At 35.3% G+C, this 15404-nt stretch carries 16 protein-coding genes and 1 tRNA gene; 8 read left to right on the top strand and 9 right to left on the bottom strand.

The genetic code is table 11. The features are described from left to right. Positions 1–447 (bottom strand): hypothetical protein, encoded by a 447-nt coding sequence (locus tag G4420_RS18215; protein WP_163325374.1) that lies wholly within the window; start codon positions 445–447, stop codon positions 1–3. Between the two features lie 72 nt (positions 448–519). On the opposite strand from G4420_RS18215, the gene G4420_RS18210 reads away from it, so the two are divergent. The 5 genes from G4420_RS18210 (at position 520) to G4420_RS18190 (ending at position 5403) form a co-directional block, all read left to right on the top strand. After that, complete coding sequence (locus tag G4420_RS18210) at positions 520–1092, top strand: RNA polymerase sigma factor (protein ID WP_163325373.1); 573 nt, start codon at positions 520–522, stop codon at positions 1090–1092. Positions 1093–1137: 45 nt separating this feature from the next. Further along, entirely contained in the window at positions 1138–1536 is a 399-nt protein-coding gene (locus G4420_RS18205) for a hypothetical protein (RefSeq protein ID WP_163325372.1), read from the top strand. A gap of 525 nt (positions 1537–2061) precedes the next feature. Continuing rightward, positions 2062–2766 (top strand): murein L,D-transpeptidase catalytic domain family protein, encoded by a 705-nt coding sequence (locus G4420_RS18200; RefSeq protein WP_163325371.1) that lies wholly within the window; start codon positions 2062–2064, stop codon positions 2764–2766. Positions 2767–2788: 22 nt separating this feature from the next. After that, on the top strand, positions 2789–4363 hold the full coding sequence (locus tag G4420_RS18195) for a L,D-transpeptidase family protein (protein WP_163325370.1): 1575 nt from the start codon (positions 2789–2791) through the stop codon (positions 4361–4363). Between the two features lie 131 nt (positions 4364–4494). Beyond that, positions 4495–5403: a cation diffusion facilitator family transporter gene (locus G4420_RS18190; RefSeq protein ID WP_163325369.1), complete on the top strand. Its 909-nt coding sequence runs from the start codon at positions 4495–4497 to the stop codon at positions 5401–5403. Positions 5404–5436: 33 nt separating this feature from the next. Here the strand turns inward: G4420_RS18190 and G4420_RS23290 are convergent, their stop codons facing one another. The 6 genes from G4420_RS23290 to G4420_RS18165 form a co-directional block, all read right to left on the bottom strand. Beyond that, positions 5437–5583 carry a hypothetical protein gene (locus G4420_RS23290; protein ID WP_204273739.1) on the bottom strand — a complete coding sequence of 49 codons (147 nt, stop codon included), beginning with the start codon at positions 5581–5583 and terminating at the stop codon, positions 5437–5439. Between the two features lie 12 nt (positions 5584–5595). Further along, positions 5596–6048, bottom strand: a complete 453-nt coding sequence (locus G4420_RS18185; protein WP_163325368.1) for a hypothetical protein — start codon at positions 6046–6048, stop codon at positions 5596–5598. A gap of 73 nt (positions 6049–6121) precedes the next feature. Continuing rightward, complete coding sequence (locus G4420_RS18180) at positions 6122–7354, bottom strand: polysaccharide deacetylase family protein (protein ID WP_163325367.1); 1233 nt, start codon at positions 7352–7354, stop codon at positions 6122–6124. A 30-nt stretch (positions 7355–7384) separates the two neighbouring features. Beyond that, positions 7385–8677, bottom strand: coding sequence for a glycosyltransferase family 4 protein (locus tag G4420_RS18175; RefSeq protein ID WP_163325366.1), 1293 nt, complete (start codon positions 8675–8677; stop codon positions 7385–7387). A gap of 151 nt (positions 8678–8828) precedes the next feature. Further along, positions 8829–9068, bottom strand: coding sequence for a hypothetical protein (locus G4420_RS18170; RefSeq protein ID WP_163325280.1), 240 nt, complete (start codon positions 9066–9068; stop codon positions 8829–8831). A gap of 144 nt (positions 9069–9212) precedes the next feature. Continuing rightward, positions 9213–9398: a hypothetical protein gene (locus tag G4420_RS18165; RefSeq protein WP_163325365.1), complete on the bottom strand. Its 186-nt coding sequence runs from the start codon at positions 9396–9398 to the stop codon at positions 9213–9215. A 550-nt stretch (positions 9399–9948) separates the two neighbouring features. Between G4420_RS18165 and G4420_RS18160 the strand changes: the two genes are divergently transcribed. From G4420_RS18160 to G4420_RS18150, 3 genes are all read left to right on the top strand, one after another. Then, a complete protein-coding gene (locus tag G4420_RS18160) occupies positions 9949–11586 on the top strand; it encodes an NACHT domain-containing protein (protein WP_163325364.1) in 1638 nt (545 codons plus the stop codon). A gap of 549 nt (positions 11587–12135) precedes the next feature. After that, positions 12136–12480 (top strand): MobC family plasmid mobilization relaxosome protein, encoded by a 345-nt coding sequence (locus G4420_RS18155; protein WP_163325363.1) that lies wholly within the window; start codon positions 12136–12138, stop codon positions 12478–12480. Further along, positions 12477–13376 carry a relaxase/mobilization nuclease domain-containing protein gene (locus G4420_RS18150; protein WP_163325362.1) on the top strand — a complete coding sequence of 300 codons (900 nt, stop codon included), beginning with the start codon at positions 12477–12479 and terminating at the stop codon, positions 13374–13376. Before G4420_RS18155 ends, G4420_RS18150 begins: the two co-directional genes overlap by 4 nt. Before the next feature lie 327 nt (positions 13377–13703). On the opposite strand, the gene G4420_RS18145 is transcribed toward G4420_RS18150, so the two are convergent. After that, the gene (locus G4420_RS18145) at positions 13704–14963 is read right to left on the bottom strand and encodes a site-specific integrase (protein WP_163325361.1); all 1260 of its coding nucleotides are present in this window, start codon (positions 14961–14963) and stop codon (positions 13704–13706) included. A gap of 289 nt (positions 14964–15252) precedes the next feature. Then, positions 15253–15338, bottom strand: a tRNA-Leu gene (locus tag G4420_RS18140). Positions 15339–15404 lie beyond the last annotated feature (66 nt).

Genomic DNA, 15404 nt, shown 5'->3' with positions numbered 1-15404 from the left:
TTAGTCAATATCAGTTAATGGATCTTCCAGAATAATCTTGATATTGCTACCATCATCCTCGCATTGCAATACGAAGAATTTATCGCTATTGTATAAACTAACCCGTATAAATTGATGCTCCGGAGTTTCTACTTTTTCGCAATAAGGTACAATACCTGCTTCAAAATTTTCACTAATAAAATTTGCTAACTCAACCGGAATATCCAGTTCTGATATATTCTCAGCGGTTTCGATCCATATGCCTTCAGAATCGAAAATTGATTTGTATGATTTGGAAATCAAATTGAAATCCAGGTAATACATATCTCCAACAAGTACCCAGTTCTCAATCTCGGCTTCCTGGTATTTGTTTTCAAGTGCGGTTACAATCTTTTGGGGTAATTTCTTTTCTTGCGCAACTGCAAGCAAACAAGAGAATAATAAAGCTACTGCGATTAATTTTTTCATCTTATTTGTGTTTTTAATTATCTGTTATTTAGACGGTGAAGAGTAAATTTGTAACAGACTTTAAGCTTAAAAATGAAAGAGAATATTCATACAACATTAAATGATTTTGAGATCATCGAAAAGATTCAAAGCGGTGATGCGTCAAGGTATTTTAATCTGTTGTATGAAAGATACTTTGATAAGGTATTTGGCAAATGCTATACTTTTGTAAAAAACAAAAATTTAGCGGAAGAACTTACTGAAGATATCTTTTCTAAAGTTTTCGAAAAGCTGTCAACCTTTAGGCAATTGTCCTCCTTTTCATCATGGTTATATTCAATTACCTACAACCATTGTATTGAATATTTACGGGCAAAGCAAAAGTTGCATTATACAGAGTGGAGTAGTAAAAACGAAATAGCCGAGATTCTTGATGAAACAAAAGAAATAATTGACGAAATTGATTACGATAAGGTGATGAATATTCTGGAACTCATACATCCGGAAGAGAAGGCTTTGTTGTTGATGAAGTATAAGGATGAGCTTACAATGAGACAAATAGGAGCTTCGCTTCGGATTAGCGAAGATGCTGCAAAAATGCGTCTGAAAAGGGCACGTGCCAGAGTCGTATATTTATATTCTAAAAATTATTTGAGCGGGGAATAACGTTACTTCTATAACTCGATACGTCAAAAATATAAACAAGATAGAATGAACGACTTTTTAAAGAAAATAATAAAAGGTAACGGGGTAATACCATCAGAAGTTTGTCAAAAATCACTTAAACAGAATTTTGAAGATGCTGTAAATGTTGAGTGGTTTAACAAAGACAATCATTCGGAGGCCATTTTTTACAAAAACGAAACTGAATATATCGCGATTTTCAATTTGTCGGGTAAATTACTGGAATACAAACATAATCTTCAGGAGGATCATCTTCCGACAGCAATTAAAAATAGGATTACATCGATGGGGGTAATAATGAATCTGGTAGTAAAAAATAAGGACGATATACTCGAGTATGAGGTTATTCTGAGAGATAAGGACCTAAACAGATATCTGATAATACTATCAGACACAGGAAGTATAATTGAAGAAACGAAACTGTAAGATTATTAGAAATTGCATTTGATAATGTAATGGCTCCATTTCTTTTTTAAGACAGTGCAGTGCTGTTTGGTGTTTTTGTAGCTAGTTATTTGTCCTATAAATAATTAGCTCAGATTACATACCACAATATCATTAAAAGCAGCATAATCAAAATCCCTATGACTAACGCGATATTATTACCTCTTTTTAATTGTCTGTTAACTTGTGCCATAATTATTGTTTTTGCTAAAATTATGACGGGATGATAGTTGAAAGTAACACAATGGAGTTGTAAATAATCATACTGGAATTAAATAATCAGGTTGTCTGAAGAGAAGAAGCATTTTAGGTTTATGATACCATACCGCGAAAAGCCAAAGACCCTTTTTTAAACTGACCTAATCTCCCGATTAATTATTAATAGGATCTGTTCAGTTGCATTATGTTATGTAGCTAAAAATCATATATTTAACTGTGGAGAATGATGTGCGATTTTAAAAAACTAAATGTATTTTTGTGATCACTTCTTTATATTGAATTTTAGATATGACACTAAGTATTTTGCCGTTTATAACGCTTATTTTATCCCTCACATTTTTGCCGCCGATTAATAATTCCTCCAACACGGATAAGGTGACTTTCAATGAAACTGAATCAATTGTTGTATTCAACAATCTGGAGTCATATTCGGATAAACCTGATTTCGTGGTTTTCGATAAAGCGTGGCAGGGGTATACCGAATTAAAAAAACAACTGCGAGTAGGCAATAAGAATATTTTAACCATTATTGATTTCAGTGTGTCATCAAAAGAAAAAAGAATGTGGGTAATTGATCTTGAAAAGGAAAAAATATTGTACCATATTCTTGTTGCACATGGTAAGAATACCGGAGAGGAATTTGCTCAAAATTTCTCGAATACGCCTAATACGAAAATGAGTAGTCTTGGTTTCTTTATAACCGGTAATACGTATTATGGGAAACACGGACTTTCCCTTTATCTGGATGGAATGGAAAAGGAATTTAACGATAATGCCAGAACTCGAAATATAGTAATTCACGGCGCAGAATATGTTAGCAGTGCCTATATAAAAAAGTATGGTAGGCTTGGAAGAAGCTTTGGGTGTCCGGCTATATCGATAAACAAATACAAGGAGGTAATTCACTTGCTTGCTAACAAAACCTGCCTTTTTATTTATTTTCCTGAGACGAATTATTTAAAACACTCTACGCTATTAAATCTCGATGCTTAACTGTATTCTAATATTGTTGTGTTTGCTACAATTTTTGTTTCAACCGCAAAATGAGCTTGCAAATGAGATAATCAGAAGAAGAATTGAAAATGCCGGTCAAATTCCATTAATTGCTTGTGGCGAGAATCTGCAATGTTCACAATCGCTTTCACTGTTTTACCAAAAACGTCTGTTCAACATTGCATGGAATTCCAACACTGCATCGCAACTGATTATCGAAATACAAAATGCAGAAAATGAAGGTCTTAATCCGGTCGATTACCATTTTGAAAAGCTGCGGCAACTTTCCGGTTTACATCAGACCGAACTCGACAAAGCTGAATATGACATGTTGCTGACCGATGCTTTTTTACTCTATACCTCGCATTTATTCTCAGGAAAAGTAAACCCGGAAACAATTGATGCTCAGTGGCATGTTACCAGAAGGGAAGGTGACCCTGTTGAACTTCTGAATAGTTCTCTAGCATTGGGCGATATTAATAAAGCTGTTCAGACCGCTTTGCCCAAACACAAAACTTATTCCGATTTAAAAAATGTGCTTAAATTCTATCGATCGATAGATGTTGAAAATGAGGCGTTAAAGCTGGAAGGCCCGATCATTAAACGAACAATGGAAGATGATCGTATTCCTGAAATTAGAAAACGGCTTTTTTCTTTAGGTGATTTGAAAGAGGAGGGAGCGGAAAATCAAAATTTATTTGACGATAACTTATTTATTGCCGTTAAAAATTTTCAACGCAGACACGGTTTGGAAGATGACGGAGAAATTGGTCCACGTACAATGAGTGAATTAAATGTCTCCGTTGAACAGCGAATAAAGCAAATTCGCGCAAATATGGAACGCTGGCGCTGGCTTGAACAGGAATTTGGCAACTTCTATATCTTAATAAACATTGCTGATTATAACCTCAGTGTTATAAAAGATGGGTTATTGGTACAAAAGCATAAAATAATTGTAGGGAAACCTTACCGAAAGACACCGGTTTTCAGTGCAAAAATGCAATACCTTGTTTTTAATCCTACCTGGACTGTACCACCCGGTATTGTAAGAGCGGATGTTCTTCCTGGTGTACGAAAAGATACTGCCTATCTTAAAAATAAAAACTTGTTCGTTTTTGATAATAGTGGTAAGGCTGTAAATTCTGATAATATTGACTGGAACAGCGATCGTGCTAAAAGTTTGATTTTCCGTCAGCCACCGGGACCCGGCAATGCACTGGGAGTAGTTAAATTTATGTTTCCGAACAGATTTCATGTTTATTTACACGATACTCCTTCCAAAGAACTTTTCGATAAAAATGAGCGTGCTTTTAGTTCGGGCTGCATAAGAGTGCAGGATGCTTTAATGCTTGCAGAATACTTGCTTGATGACACCGAAAACTGGAGTAGCGAACAAATTAATAAAACTGTTGCTACAAAAATTAGTAAAACGGTTCAGTTAAATGAGCAACCTAATGTCCACCTTTTGTATTGGACAGCATGGGTTGATTCCAACCATGTTGTTAATTTCCGAAAAGATATTTACGAACGCGACAAGCCGCTTATTGATGCGCTTCTTTCGGAACCACCCTTCGAGCTAACTTCCGCGAGACATTAGAATATAACTGTTTTAGCAGAAAAATTGGGAATGAGTTTATTCCTGCAATTCTATGAAGTAACAAATATCGATGAACATTAATAAAAGCGGTATCGTAAATTGGAAAAATAGCTACTATCATTAATGCATTTATGGAAAACGCAGTTAAGGAAAAAAATAAAGTGGTATTTTTATCGGTAATTGCTGCAATCGTTCTGACAAGTTTCAAATTTATTGTTGGAATAATTACCGGAAGTTTAGGAATTCTGTCAGAGGCCTTGCATTCTGCTTTAGATTTTGTAGCTGCTGCAATAACATGGTTAGCCGTTCGGATAGCAGATAAACCGGCGGATAAAGACCATCATTACGGACACGGTAAAATCGAAAATTTATCTGCTCTGATTGAGACATTATTGTTGCTTGTTACTTGTATCTGGATTATTTATGAAGCAGTTTTCCGCTTAATCTCAGGCAAGACACATATCGATGTTACTGTTTGGAGTTATGTTGTTGTTGTTACTTCAATTATAATAGACTTCACGCGCTCGCGTGCTCTAAGGCGGGTGGCTAAAAAATACAACAGTCAGGCTTTAGAGGCCGATGCCTTGCATTTTTCTACAGACATTTGGAGTTCTCTTGTTGTTCTCCTGGGGCTTATATGCTCAAATTTCGAATTTTATATTGCAGATAGCATTGCTGCACTTATAGTTGCGTTTATCGTTATTCACGTTTCCTACAAGTTAGGAAAACGTTCGATTAACGTACTTCTTGATAGAGTTCCCGAAGAGACATATTTAAAAGTCAGATCAATTTTAGATGGATTAGATGAAATTGAGCAATACCACGATTTAAAAGTCAGAGCGGCCGGTGCTGAATTTTTTGTCGAACTAAATATTCATATAAAATCAAAAATGAGTATTCTGGAAGCACATGAAATAGCTAATATGATTGAAAATAAAATCAAAAACGAAATTTCGCGCTGCCACGTTCATGTGCATATCGAACCCGAAGTAAAATATCATTTGTCGGGTAACGACGACAATCAAAAGAGTTTCGAATAGGTAAAAGATTCAACTTATCCGGCCAGTTAAAAATTACTTTTCCTTTTCTTCAAAAACTTTTTTAATACTATAAGAAGAATCTTTCATTGCCTTCTTTTCTCTCTTTTCAGCTCTCTTTTCTTTTGCACTTTTTTTGGGAGCTTTTTTCGCACTTTTTAATGCTTCATGAAACTTTGACATGGTTTTTATTTTTTAATTGAACTGTTTATTTTTCGGTTCGTCATTTTTTAATTCCAACTCCTTGCCAGTCAGTATGTAATAGAGATTTTGAACTTGATGGACATACATTAGTTCCAGTTTTATTTCATTTTTCCCATGCCAGTTATTTAGGGTGAGAAAATTATAACATTCAGGGGCTTCACCAAAACAGAGCTCAAAACCACCTAAAACAACACTATAAGTAGATGGTACATACTTTACAATTGTAAAGCCTAGTTTAGTTAACCATTCCTCACTTAAAGGGATTCCAAAACAATGTACAACCGGTACTTTGAAAATCTTATCATCAGGGTTTTTTCTGTGAAATTCAAGTTCATTCTCTGAAGTGATTCCACAAACTCTTTGGGGAGATGATGCAACTTTTACAAGTGCATCATGATTTGAAATCAGGACATAGTTACCAATCCTCAAATCTTCTGTCTTCATGGTATCGTAAATCTAAAATCTCAGGATGTTTTATAATTATTCATTTATTATATAAGTAACTGAATAAAAGAACTCAATCAGCCGTAACATATCTTTTCTTTTTGTGAATTTTTGTTTGAAAAATGGGTTGATGGAGTTCTTTTTTCAGGCTGGAATATATATCCTCCAGTACATTCATATAATTAATATATGCCATATACGGACTTGAATAAGGAGTGAAATAGTTGGCAGCAAACGATTCTTTGAAATAATTATCGCTTATAAAAAGCAAATGATCCATGTCTTGAATATTCTCCCACTTTGAATGAAGAGGACTGTAAATTGCCTTCTGAAGCATGGCATGTATTGCTTTTTGCTTTGAAAATACCTCGCGTTGTAATTTAGAGTGAAGCCAGAAATCGGTAGAACGATAACGATTTAAGAACTTTTCAGAACAATTAGCGTTGGAAACGGGGTGATTATAATGCTCAATAACTTGAGAAGGGTACAAGTACTCAAATTGGTAGTCATGGAGCAGCTTTTGAATTTCAGTTTTCCAAACTAATACATGGTTTAGATTAAACGGTCTCGCTTTTTGCCCCGGGTTGAACACAATAATCGAGGGACTATACGACAAAGCGTTTCTATTTATACGTTCCGCTATACCAGAAGTATAAACTGCTAATGTGTGAAAATTTGGATTAAAATCGATCTTTCCGAATTTCTGGCTAATTTTTGCGTCGATAAAAAAGATACGACGGTCATCGGGTAGATGCGGAGTTATATTGTTAATGTCTTTCTTTTTATTAAACAGAGAATTAGTATATGTAATAGTACCATTTCGTTTATTTAATTCTGAAGAATTAAGTAAAGGTAACAAGCCATAAGGGACATAGGCAAAGAGTACTTTGGGTCTTGTTCCAAAAAGTTCCTGTATAAGCTTGTCATGGCGCCTCGTTTCTTGTTTAAGCAGTTTGTCACTAGTGAACGGAAGCAATGAATGCGACCAGGGTTCCGACAAAAATTCTATACAATTATTCTGTAGTAATTCTTTTAGAAGCTGTATCACTTCGGGAGACGATTTTTGAAGATGCTGTAAAGTAGTTCCCGAAATAGAAATTCCGGCCTTAAATTTTCCATTTGTTTCCAGGTGAAGAAGCTGAAGCATTTCAATGAAAGGTACCAGTACATTCTTCGTTTTTTGTTTTAAATAAGCTGCAAGCTCATCATCGTCAAAATATTCGTGATGCTGCCCGATCTCGAAAAACCTGTAATTTCGCAAAATAAGAGGGATGTGAAGCTGGAAACAAAAACATATACTTTTCATACGGTTATAATTATAGAATGTTGTAATTCATCAAGCTCTCAATAAGCTGCCATAGATATCTGCTATTTTTAAAGCGCTTTTCTCCCAGTTTATTTCAATAACTTCATTAGCGCCACCTTTTCTCATCTTTTTTCTGAGAACACGCCGGGTTAGAATACTGTAAACGGCATCGGCCATTGCGTCTGTATCCCAGAAATCTACTTTAATGGAGTGTTGTACTACCTCTGAAACTCCCGATTGTTTTGAAATAATTACCGGAACTTTGCAAAACATGGCCTCCAGTGGGCATATTCCAAACGGTTCGGAAACAGATGGCATTATAAATACATCAGAGTGTTTTAAACAGTTTCGAACCGCTGGCCCTTTCAAAAAACCAGGGAAAGAGAAGTTTTCTCTCAATCCAAAATTGTCAACCAACGTTATCATTTCCTGTAATAAATCACCACTTCCGGCCATTACAAATTCAATATCTTGCATTCGTGAAAGTATTTTTCTGGCCACTTCCACAAAATACTGAGGTCCTTTCTGCATGGTTACTCGTCCAAGGAAGGTAACTGTTTTTCGATGCTTCTTTTTGGTTTTTATCAGGGAATCTTCATTTGCGGTAAAAGGTTCAACTCCGTTGTGAACGGCAGTAACTTTTGCCTTGTTGATGAAATATTTTTCAATAATTATTTTTTTAGTGTGATTGCTCACCGCGATAATCCTGTCAGCAGCATCCATCCCTGCTTTTTCAATGTTATATACATCGGGATTTGCATTTCCTCCACTACGGTCGAAATCAGTAGCATGAACATGAATTACTAATGGTTTCCCTGTGGCTTGTTTGGCTTTTATTCCGGCAGGATAGGTGAGCCAGTCGTGGGCATGAATTACATCATAGTCCTGTTGCCTGGAAATGTGTTCGCTCACTACCGAAAAATTGTGTATTTCAGTTAGTAGGTCAGTATGATATGCTCCCGTGAATCTTATACTTTCGAAAGGATCTTGTTTGCTTGGTTCTGAGAACTTTTTTTGCGCTTCTTTGATTGCTTCGGGATAGGCTGTCGGGTCGATATAGGGCAACATGCCCGACTGCACACTTAAATAAGTAAAGGGAGTTTTAAATTCTTCGGCTTTTATTTTACTGGCCAGCAAATCTATTTCACTTGCTCCCAGCAGTTGCATTCCTCCGCCTGGCTCGTCTCCCCAAATTTTAGGAACTACAAATGTTAAATCTAATCCTGGAAAAACTGATAGTGCTTTTGTAAGTCCATAACATGCTGTACCTAATCCTCCTGAAATATGTGGTGGAAATTCCCACCCGAACATTAATACCTTCATGCGCTTTTTTGTTAATTGTTAGTGTTTTATTTTGTGAATTCTTATAATTCCAGGAAAAGTATATCTTGTATTATTGGTTTTTCTCTATTTCTCCTATTGTGCACAATATCAGGCTGGTAAACGTTGTTTTGCTGCAAATTAGATTTCTCTTCTAACTCACTTTTTCTATTTTTTTACTCCTGTTTATTTCTAGAATGAGTACTTTAGGCGAAGGATTGAAAACTTCTGCCAAGATGGCTTGATGTGAGCTATGAAAATTTGCATAACACCATGTGCGAAGTTCAGGGATTTCGTTTTCCGGCGACCATTTATAACATTTGTTCAGCTCTTTACGAAACAATGTTTCCCAATCTCGTATTTTGGGTAAAATACTTTTGGCATACTCAATCATGGCTTTGCTTTTAACGGTTTCTAATTATTCAGTTGTTATTTAGAGCTGATTTTGGGCAATACCATTTACGCCTTATTCAGCCTGAATTCAGAATAAAGAAAAATTGCTGATTATTCCCTCAGCACCTCAGATCTACCTGTTGATTTATTTTTCAAGGTATTCCTCATCACAAACTTGCCAGTCAACAATAAAAGAATTTCTCTCCTTACCGTATACGCTTATAAAAGGATTGATGTCTTTTTTTGTAGAGGTGTAAATTCCCGATGTTTTCTTACTTTCAACAAGGTCCCTGTCCAAATAAACCGTCGCTTTTCTTGTTGTAGTATCCATTGTATCAATTAAAACCTAATTTTTTATCTCAACGAATAGCCTGCTTTTGGCAGTTTCATAATTCCTTTCACTCGGAATTACTCAGTGTAACCGATAACGGCCTTGCGCTAGCAATGATTTTATCAACAACTTGGAATACAAAAATAGTATCTGTAAAGCAGAAAGTTGTAACAATAGCTTTTCATGTTGTTGCTCATTTTATTCATAATAATGAATGAAATAATTACATTAATTAGCTCATTAGAGTTTTGATTATATGATAAATAAAGTTTTTGATTTGCAGTTGGGTAACTAGCCGAAATTCAGGGTTTTTATTCTATTGTGTAGGGGGACTCCCTAATTCCGAATTTTAAGAATTGAAAGCTCAAATAATCGAACAGATGGGCTTTGAATTCGATTATCACAGACTAACTTTTTAATATTAATTGTTCTAAGATGTGTATACCCCATCAGCTGTTGGTTTCTTTAACATTTTGCAATACTTTTGTACTTAGACAAGCAATTAATCTATTTGAATATTGGAAATTATTTACCTATAAAATAGATTGTTGTGGATATTTACAAGTTGTTAAGAAACAGCGTCCAGGCTAAACTTAATAAAGTAAGATTATATGGAAGCGATTGCAACTGGCTGTCGCAGAAAATATATGAAGAAACTCAAAAGCAGATTAGCGTTTCTACCCTTAAAAGATTTTTTGGACTGATAAAAAGTAATCATAACCCTTCCAAGTATACCCTTGATACCTTAGCCGAATTTGTTGGATTTAAAGACTGGAATGATTTTTATGCTTGTTACGGTGAAGTTAAACTAACCGACACCGAAGAGGATCAATGGGAGTTATTAAAAAGGCGAATGATGCAAGTTACGCGAACCAGTCTTGATTCGTTAAAACAAAAAACCAAATATAATAACCAGAAATTCATCTTTAGACGACCGCTATTAGATCGCTTTGAAAAATTTGAGACAAGCAATACTCCGGCCACCCTTTTTATTGCTCCCGACGGATATGGAAAATCGACCCTGATGATACAGCTTGTAGAAAAATATTTTTTACAGGGAAATGAGAAATTTGAAAATGATATCGTCTGTTTAATTGATGGGGAAATATTTTTTAACCTCTATTCAAAAAACAGTAATATTGATTTAATCAACCAGCTTTTAAAGTTCGAAGTCGATTCTAGCCGTCACTTCTACTTTCATAAATATCCGGAAAAACGGAAAGGGCGTATTTGGTTAATAATCGATGATGTTGATGATGTATTTTTCGAGCAGAAGCGTTACGCTCAACTTGTTGATAATATTATGCATATCATGATGGTTGATGATGGAGGTTGGTTTAAAGTGTTGCTAACGTGCAGGCCGGAAAACCTGGATGTATTTGTTCAAAAACTTTATAAAAATCCGATTCGACGATCCTTTTGGTTCGATGTTGCTTTTACATATGAGAAAAATATCGATGCCATAAATTTTCCGCTTTTCAGTTCAGACGAAATTTATTCACTCTTAAAACTTCAGAATGCGGAATCCAAATACAAAGATATTTTTAGCCGATATAAAGATGTACTTGAAATCATATCTCATCCTTATTCATTTTCGTTATTTATTCATAAATTCAGGCAAAACGATAACATATCCGAAATAATTTTACTCAATCATTTTATTAAAACAAGAATATTTTCACACCCTTTTCTGGAGGAAAAATTGTTGTTACTGAAACGATTTGTAACTCTTTGTAAGAAGGGCCGAGAAACTACTTTCGTTGACAAAAATCAATTATTGTCTGTTCCGGAACTGGTTCCGGCGTACGATCAGCTTATTTCAGAAGGAATTTTTTATGAATATTTAATTCCAACCGACACTATCGATTTAAAAATTATGATTTGTTTCGCCCAAAAGACAATCCTTGAATACATTATTTTTCGTACGTGGACCGAAGATGTATTATTTTCAACTGACTTATTTTTTAAGATTATAGAATATTATAGAGGTAATAGGCTGATGCAGTGCAGTATGACTAAGTTTTTCGTGAAAATGGCAATGCAAAATAATGAATTGGAGCTTGTTAAAGAGATCAACACGAAATTGCTTGAATGTGAGGCGTATTCGAAAACCGATTTGGATGTTTCGGAATGTATTTCCATATCATTATCTACATTAAATGAAATGTTAGACCATAATTCAAAGTAGTATAATTAGCCCGTTATTTAACACTATTGATACTGAGTTCTAGAAGAATCTGATAAGAGAGCACCAATGGTTTTGAATTAACTGGAACGCATCGCAATAATAAGTCAGAATTTAAACTAAAAGGTTAAAGCAGATTAATTGCTAAACGTTCGTCATCTATTGTATAATTACACTCAATATAAATAAGGGATTCCGGTGGCAACGATGGAAAAACAACATGTCATGGATGAAGTCCTCAGATTGTTGTCAGAAAAACTCGATGTCTCTTGTGTGGCTATTAAGGACTTGATTACGAATCATATTCAGGCCGGTTTAGTGACAAGTGACGATAACTGATTCAATTAATAAAAGAATTTATTAGAACTAGCTAAACCCATGAAGCATTTTATTTGATTGATATTGAGTTAGTTTGGTGTTTCCTTTCTCTGTTCTGTTACCTAACTTTATTTCCATAAAAAGACCCTTTCGAGGTAGGATAGCAAGTTTATGTTTTGGTAAGACCAAAACCCATGTTTAGCATCCCGTTGGTCTAAAAAATGGTAATAAAATATGGTGCAATTTAACAAAGGTGGACGTCCACGAAAATTGGATGGTGAGAAGATGAAATATAAGGTAACGGTAAAAATGTCGACCGTTGAATATTACTCCCTTATTAGCAAATCGAAAGAAGCCGGGATTTCACAAAGTGAGTTCGTCAGACGGTCAATAATGAATACTACAGTTGTCCAACGCCTGACACCCGAACTGAATGCTGAGATAAGAAAACTCTCAGGAATGGCCAATAACCTGAATCAGATTGCACGTAAAGCCAATGCCCAGGGTTACGATCATATTCGTAGCGAATACCTGTTTCTTGCTAATAAGATTGACCGAATAATAAACAAAATTCTATGATTGCCAAGATTACAACAGGTGGAGACTTTGCCGGGGCGGTAGATTATATCCTTGATCCAAAGAAAGCGGCTGAATTGTTAATGGTAGAGGGCGTTCGTTTGAAAAATACCAATTCGATAACAAAAAGTTTTGTTGCTCAAACAGAACTCAATTCGCGGGTCAGCAAACCGGTAGGTCATATTTCCCTGGATTTTTCCGTCCAGGATAAAGCAAAGTTGAATAATGAGTTTCTTCTAAAGATTGCGGATGATTACATGAACAGAATGGGAATCATAAATACCCAGTTTATAATAGCCCGGCATTACGATAAGGAGCATCCTCATATTCACATTGTGTATAACAGGGTGAACAACCAGGGGAAAACGATATCCAATAAAAACGATCGTTACCGTAGTGAAAAGATCTGTAAAGAGCTTACACGAAAAAACGACTTGTATTTTGCCAAGGGAAAAGAAAATGTGAAGTTTCACCGGCTAAAAGAACCGGACAAAACAAAATATGAGATTTATATTTGCCTGAAAGAGCTTGTACCCAAATGTAAAGACCTGGACGAACTGGAAGCTAAACTGAATAAAGAGGGGATAACAGTAAACTACAAATGCAGGGGGAATACAAATGTTGTTCAGGGGATTTCGTTTACTAAAAATGATTTGAGATTTAACGGTTCTAAAATTGACAGGCAATTCAGTTATTCAAAAATTAAGTACAAGCTGGATGAGAATAAGAGGCAGGAATATATTGCGGTTATTGATAATCCATCACTGGATCAGGCTTTCTATCAGTTGATCAAAGAAGGTCTGCTTCAGGCAGAGAAGGATGAAAAGAGACAACAAAAAAAGGAGTCATATCAACGAATAAAGCCTATAAAGAAAAAGAACAGGGGCTACAGGATGTAAATCATAAGGTTCTCCCAAATCTTCAACAAATTGATTTCAATTCAGGCAAACGTCAAAAGCTTACGGCATAAACGCAGCCAGCAAATTGACAAGAGTATTGGAATTATTGGTATTCTTTGCTGCCAATACACATTTCTCATACTTCGAAAGGAGACTTGGCAGCAAAGCATTGGGAAAACACTTGCCAATTTACTGTCCTCCAGCGCAATCTTTCAGTCCATTTATTCCGCCTTCTTTTGCCTAATGCCTGAATTGGAAAGAGCCGGTGTTTACGATTTGGGATTAAGGACAGCTTTGGAAAATTGATACAGATGTTTAAATGATTAATTAAGAAAGCTTAGCCTTGCCTTTCTCGAATTCAGCTGAACTTTCCTTTTTGTCATTACTCCCAAGCTTTTCCTGAAGTGCTTGCATATCTTCCGAAATCTTCTGATCAAGAATTTTTGCGTAAATCTGTGTTGTTTTCAGTGAGGAATGTCCAAGTACTTTTGAAACGGTTTCAATAGGAACCCCATTTGCTAAAGTTACGGAAGTTGCAAATGTGTGCCTGGCCATGTGCATTGTAATACTTTTGTTAATACTGCAAATATCACCTAACTCTTTCAGATAACTGTTCATTTTCTGATTAGTTAGCACGGGAAGTAGTAGGTCTTTGTTATGATTTTTGGGATAATTCTTGTATTTCTCCAAAATTTCTTTGGCTTTCGGAAGAATGGGAATCCGGCAACGGTTATTAGTTTTAGATCGGTCTATGATTATCCATTCGTTTTTATCAATACCCTTTTGCAAGTGCTGTTTACTTAATTTAGAAATATCAGAATAGGAAAGGCCAGTATAACAGGCAAAAACAAATATGTCACGAACTGCAGATAAACGTTCAATCTGAATATCTTTCTCTTCGATTTTAGCAAGTTCTTCAGACGTCAAAAATTCACGATGAGTTTCCTTTAAATCTACTTTGTATTTATTGTATGGATTTTTTTGTATGTGATCCATTGAAACTGCGAGATTTAAAACACGTCGTAAATGTTTGTGATAATTCCATGCCGTATTCTGGTGAACTTTAAACCTTTTTTTCAGATAAACATCGAAAGCATCTAAAAATTTGTAATCAATAGACTCAACTGGATAATCGGCCTTTTTATATTGGTATTTAATAAAGGCTGCCAATCTCTTTCTGGAAGATTTATAGTGTTTGTAAGTTTCCATGGAGTAACCTTTATCCAGTTTCTCCAGAATGCTATTTAAGTAGTAATCGAATATTTTAAGAATACCCTTACTTTCATCAATGTTAAGTAGTTTATTCTTTATGGTTGTAACATTAAATTCTTCACCGGAAGACTTTAGCTTATTATAGTGATCCTGGATTTCATTTTGGATTTTGTCCAGCCTGTTATTAAGAATCCTGGCGGATTCATTCCTCCCTCGGATTTGTTGCCCGACATCATCCCATTTATCAGAATGGCAGTAAATTCCCGTAGATAATTCTACTCGTTTTGAATTCATTGTAAATCTCACGTAGACAGGGATTTCACCATTGTTTTTCTGTCTCGATTTTTTCATCAAAAAGTTAATCGTCAATCTCATAATTTCTTCATTTTAAAGTTTCAGAAGAATTGTTCTCGATTGTTGGTCAAAAATACCCATTCTGACCATGTTTTTCAACACCAAATCGAGTCAATTCGTATCAATTTAAATGTTGTAAAAGAGATAGTTACACGATTTGCCGAGAACAGTTTTTGAAAAAAATGCTTGTTCTCGATAAAGTCTCGTTTACTTTGACTTTTTTTGTGCTTTTTTGACTTTCTGGAAAACAAAAAAAAGCGCTTAAAACATTGATTTTAAGCGCTTTTAGTTTTTGATGATTTTTGCGTCGTGCCCAGAACAAGACTCGAACTTGCACGGGAAAATTCTCCCACAAGGCCCTCAACCTTGCGTGTCTACCAATTCCACCACCTGGGCAATAATTTTTTTTGAACGTGCCTGCAAAACTATAAAATTTCTTTAAACCTGATAAATACAATTTGT

The organism is Draconibacterium mangrovi (assembly GCF_010586825.1).
GTDB lineage: Bacteria > Bacteroidota > Bacteroidia > Bacteroidales > Prolixibacteraceae > Draconibacterium > Draconibacterium mangrovi.
This window is presented reverse-complemented; position numbering and strand designations above follow the sequence as displayed.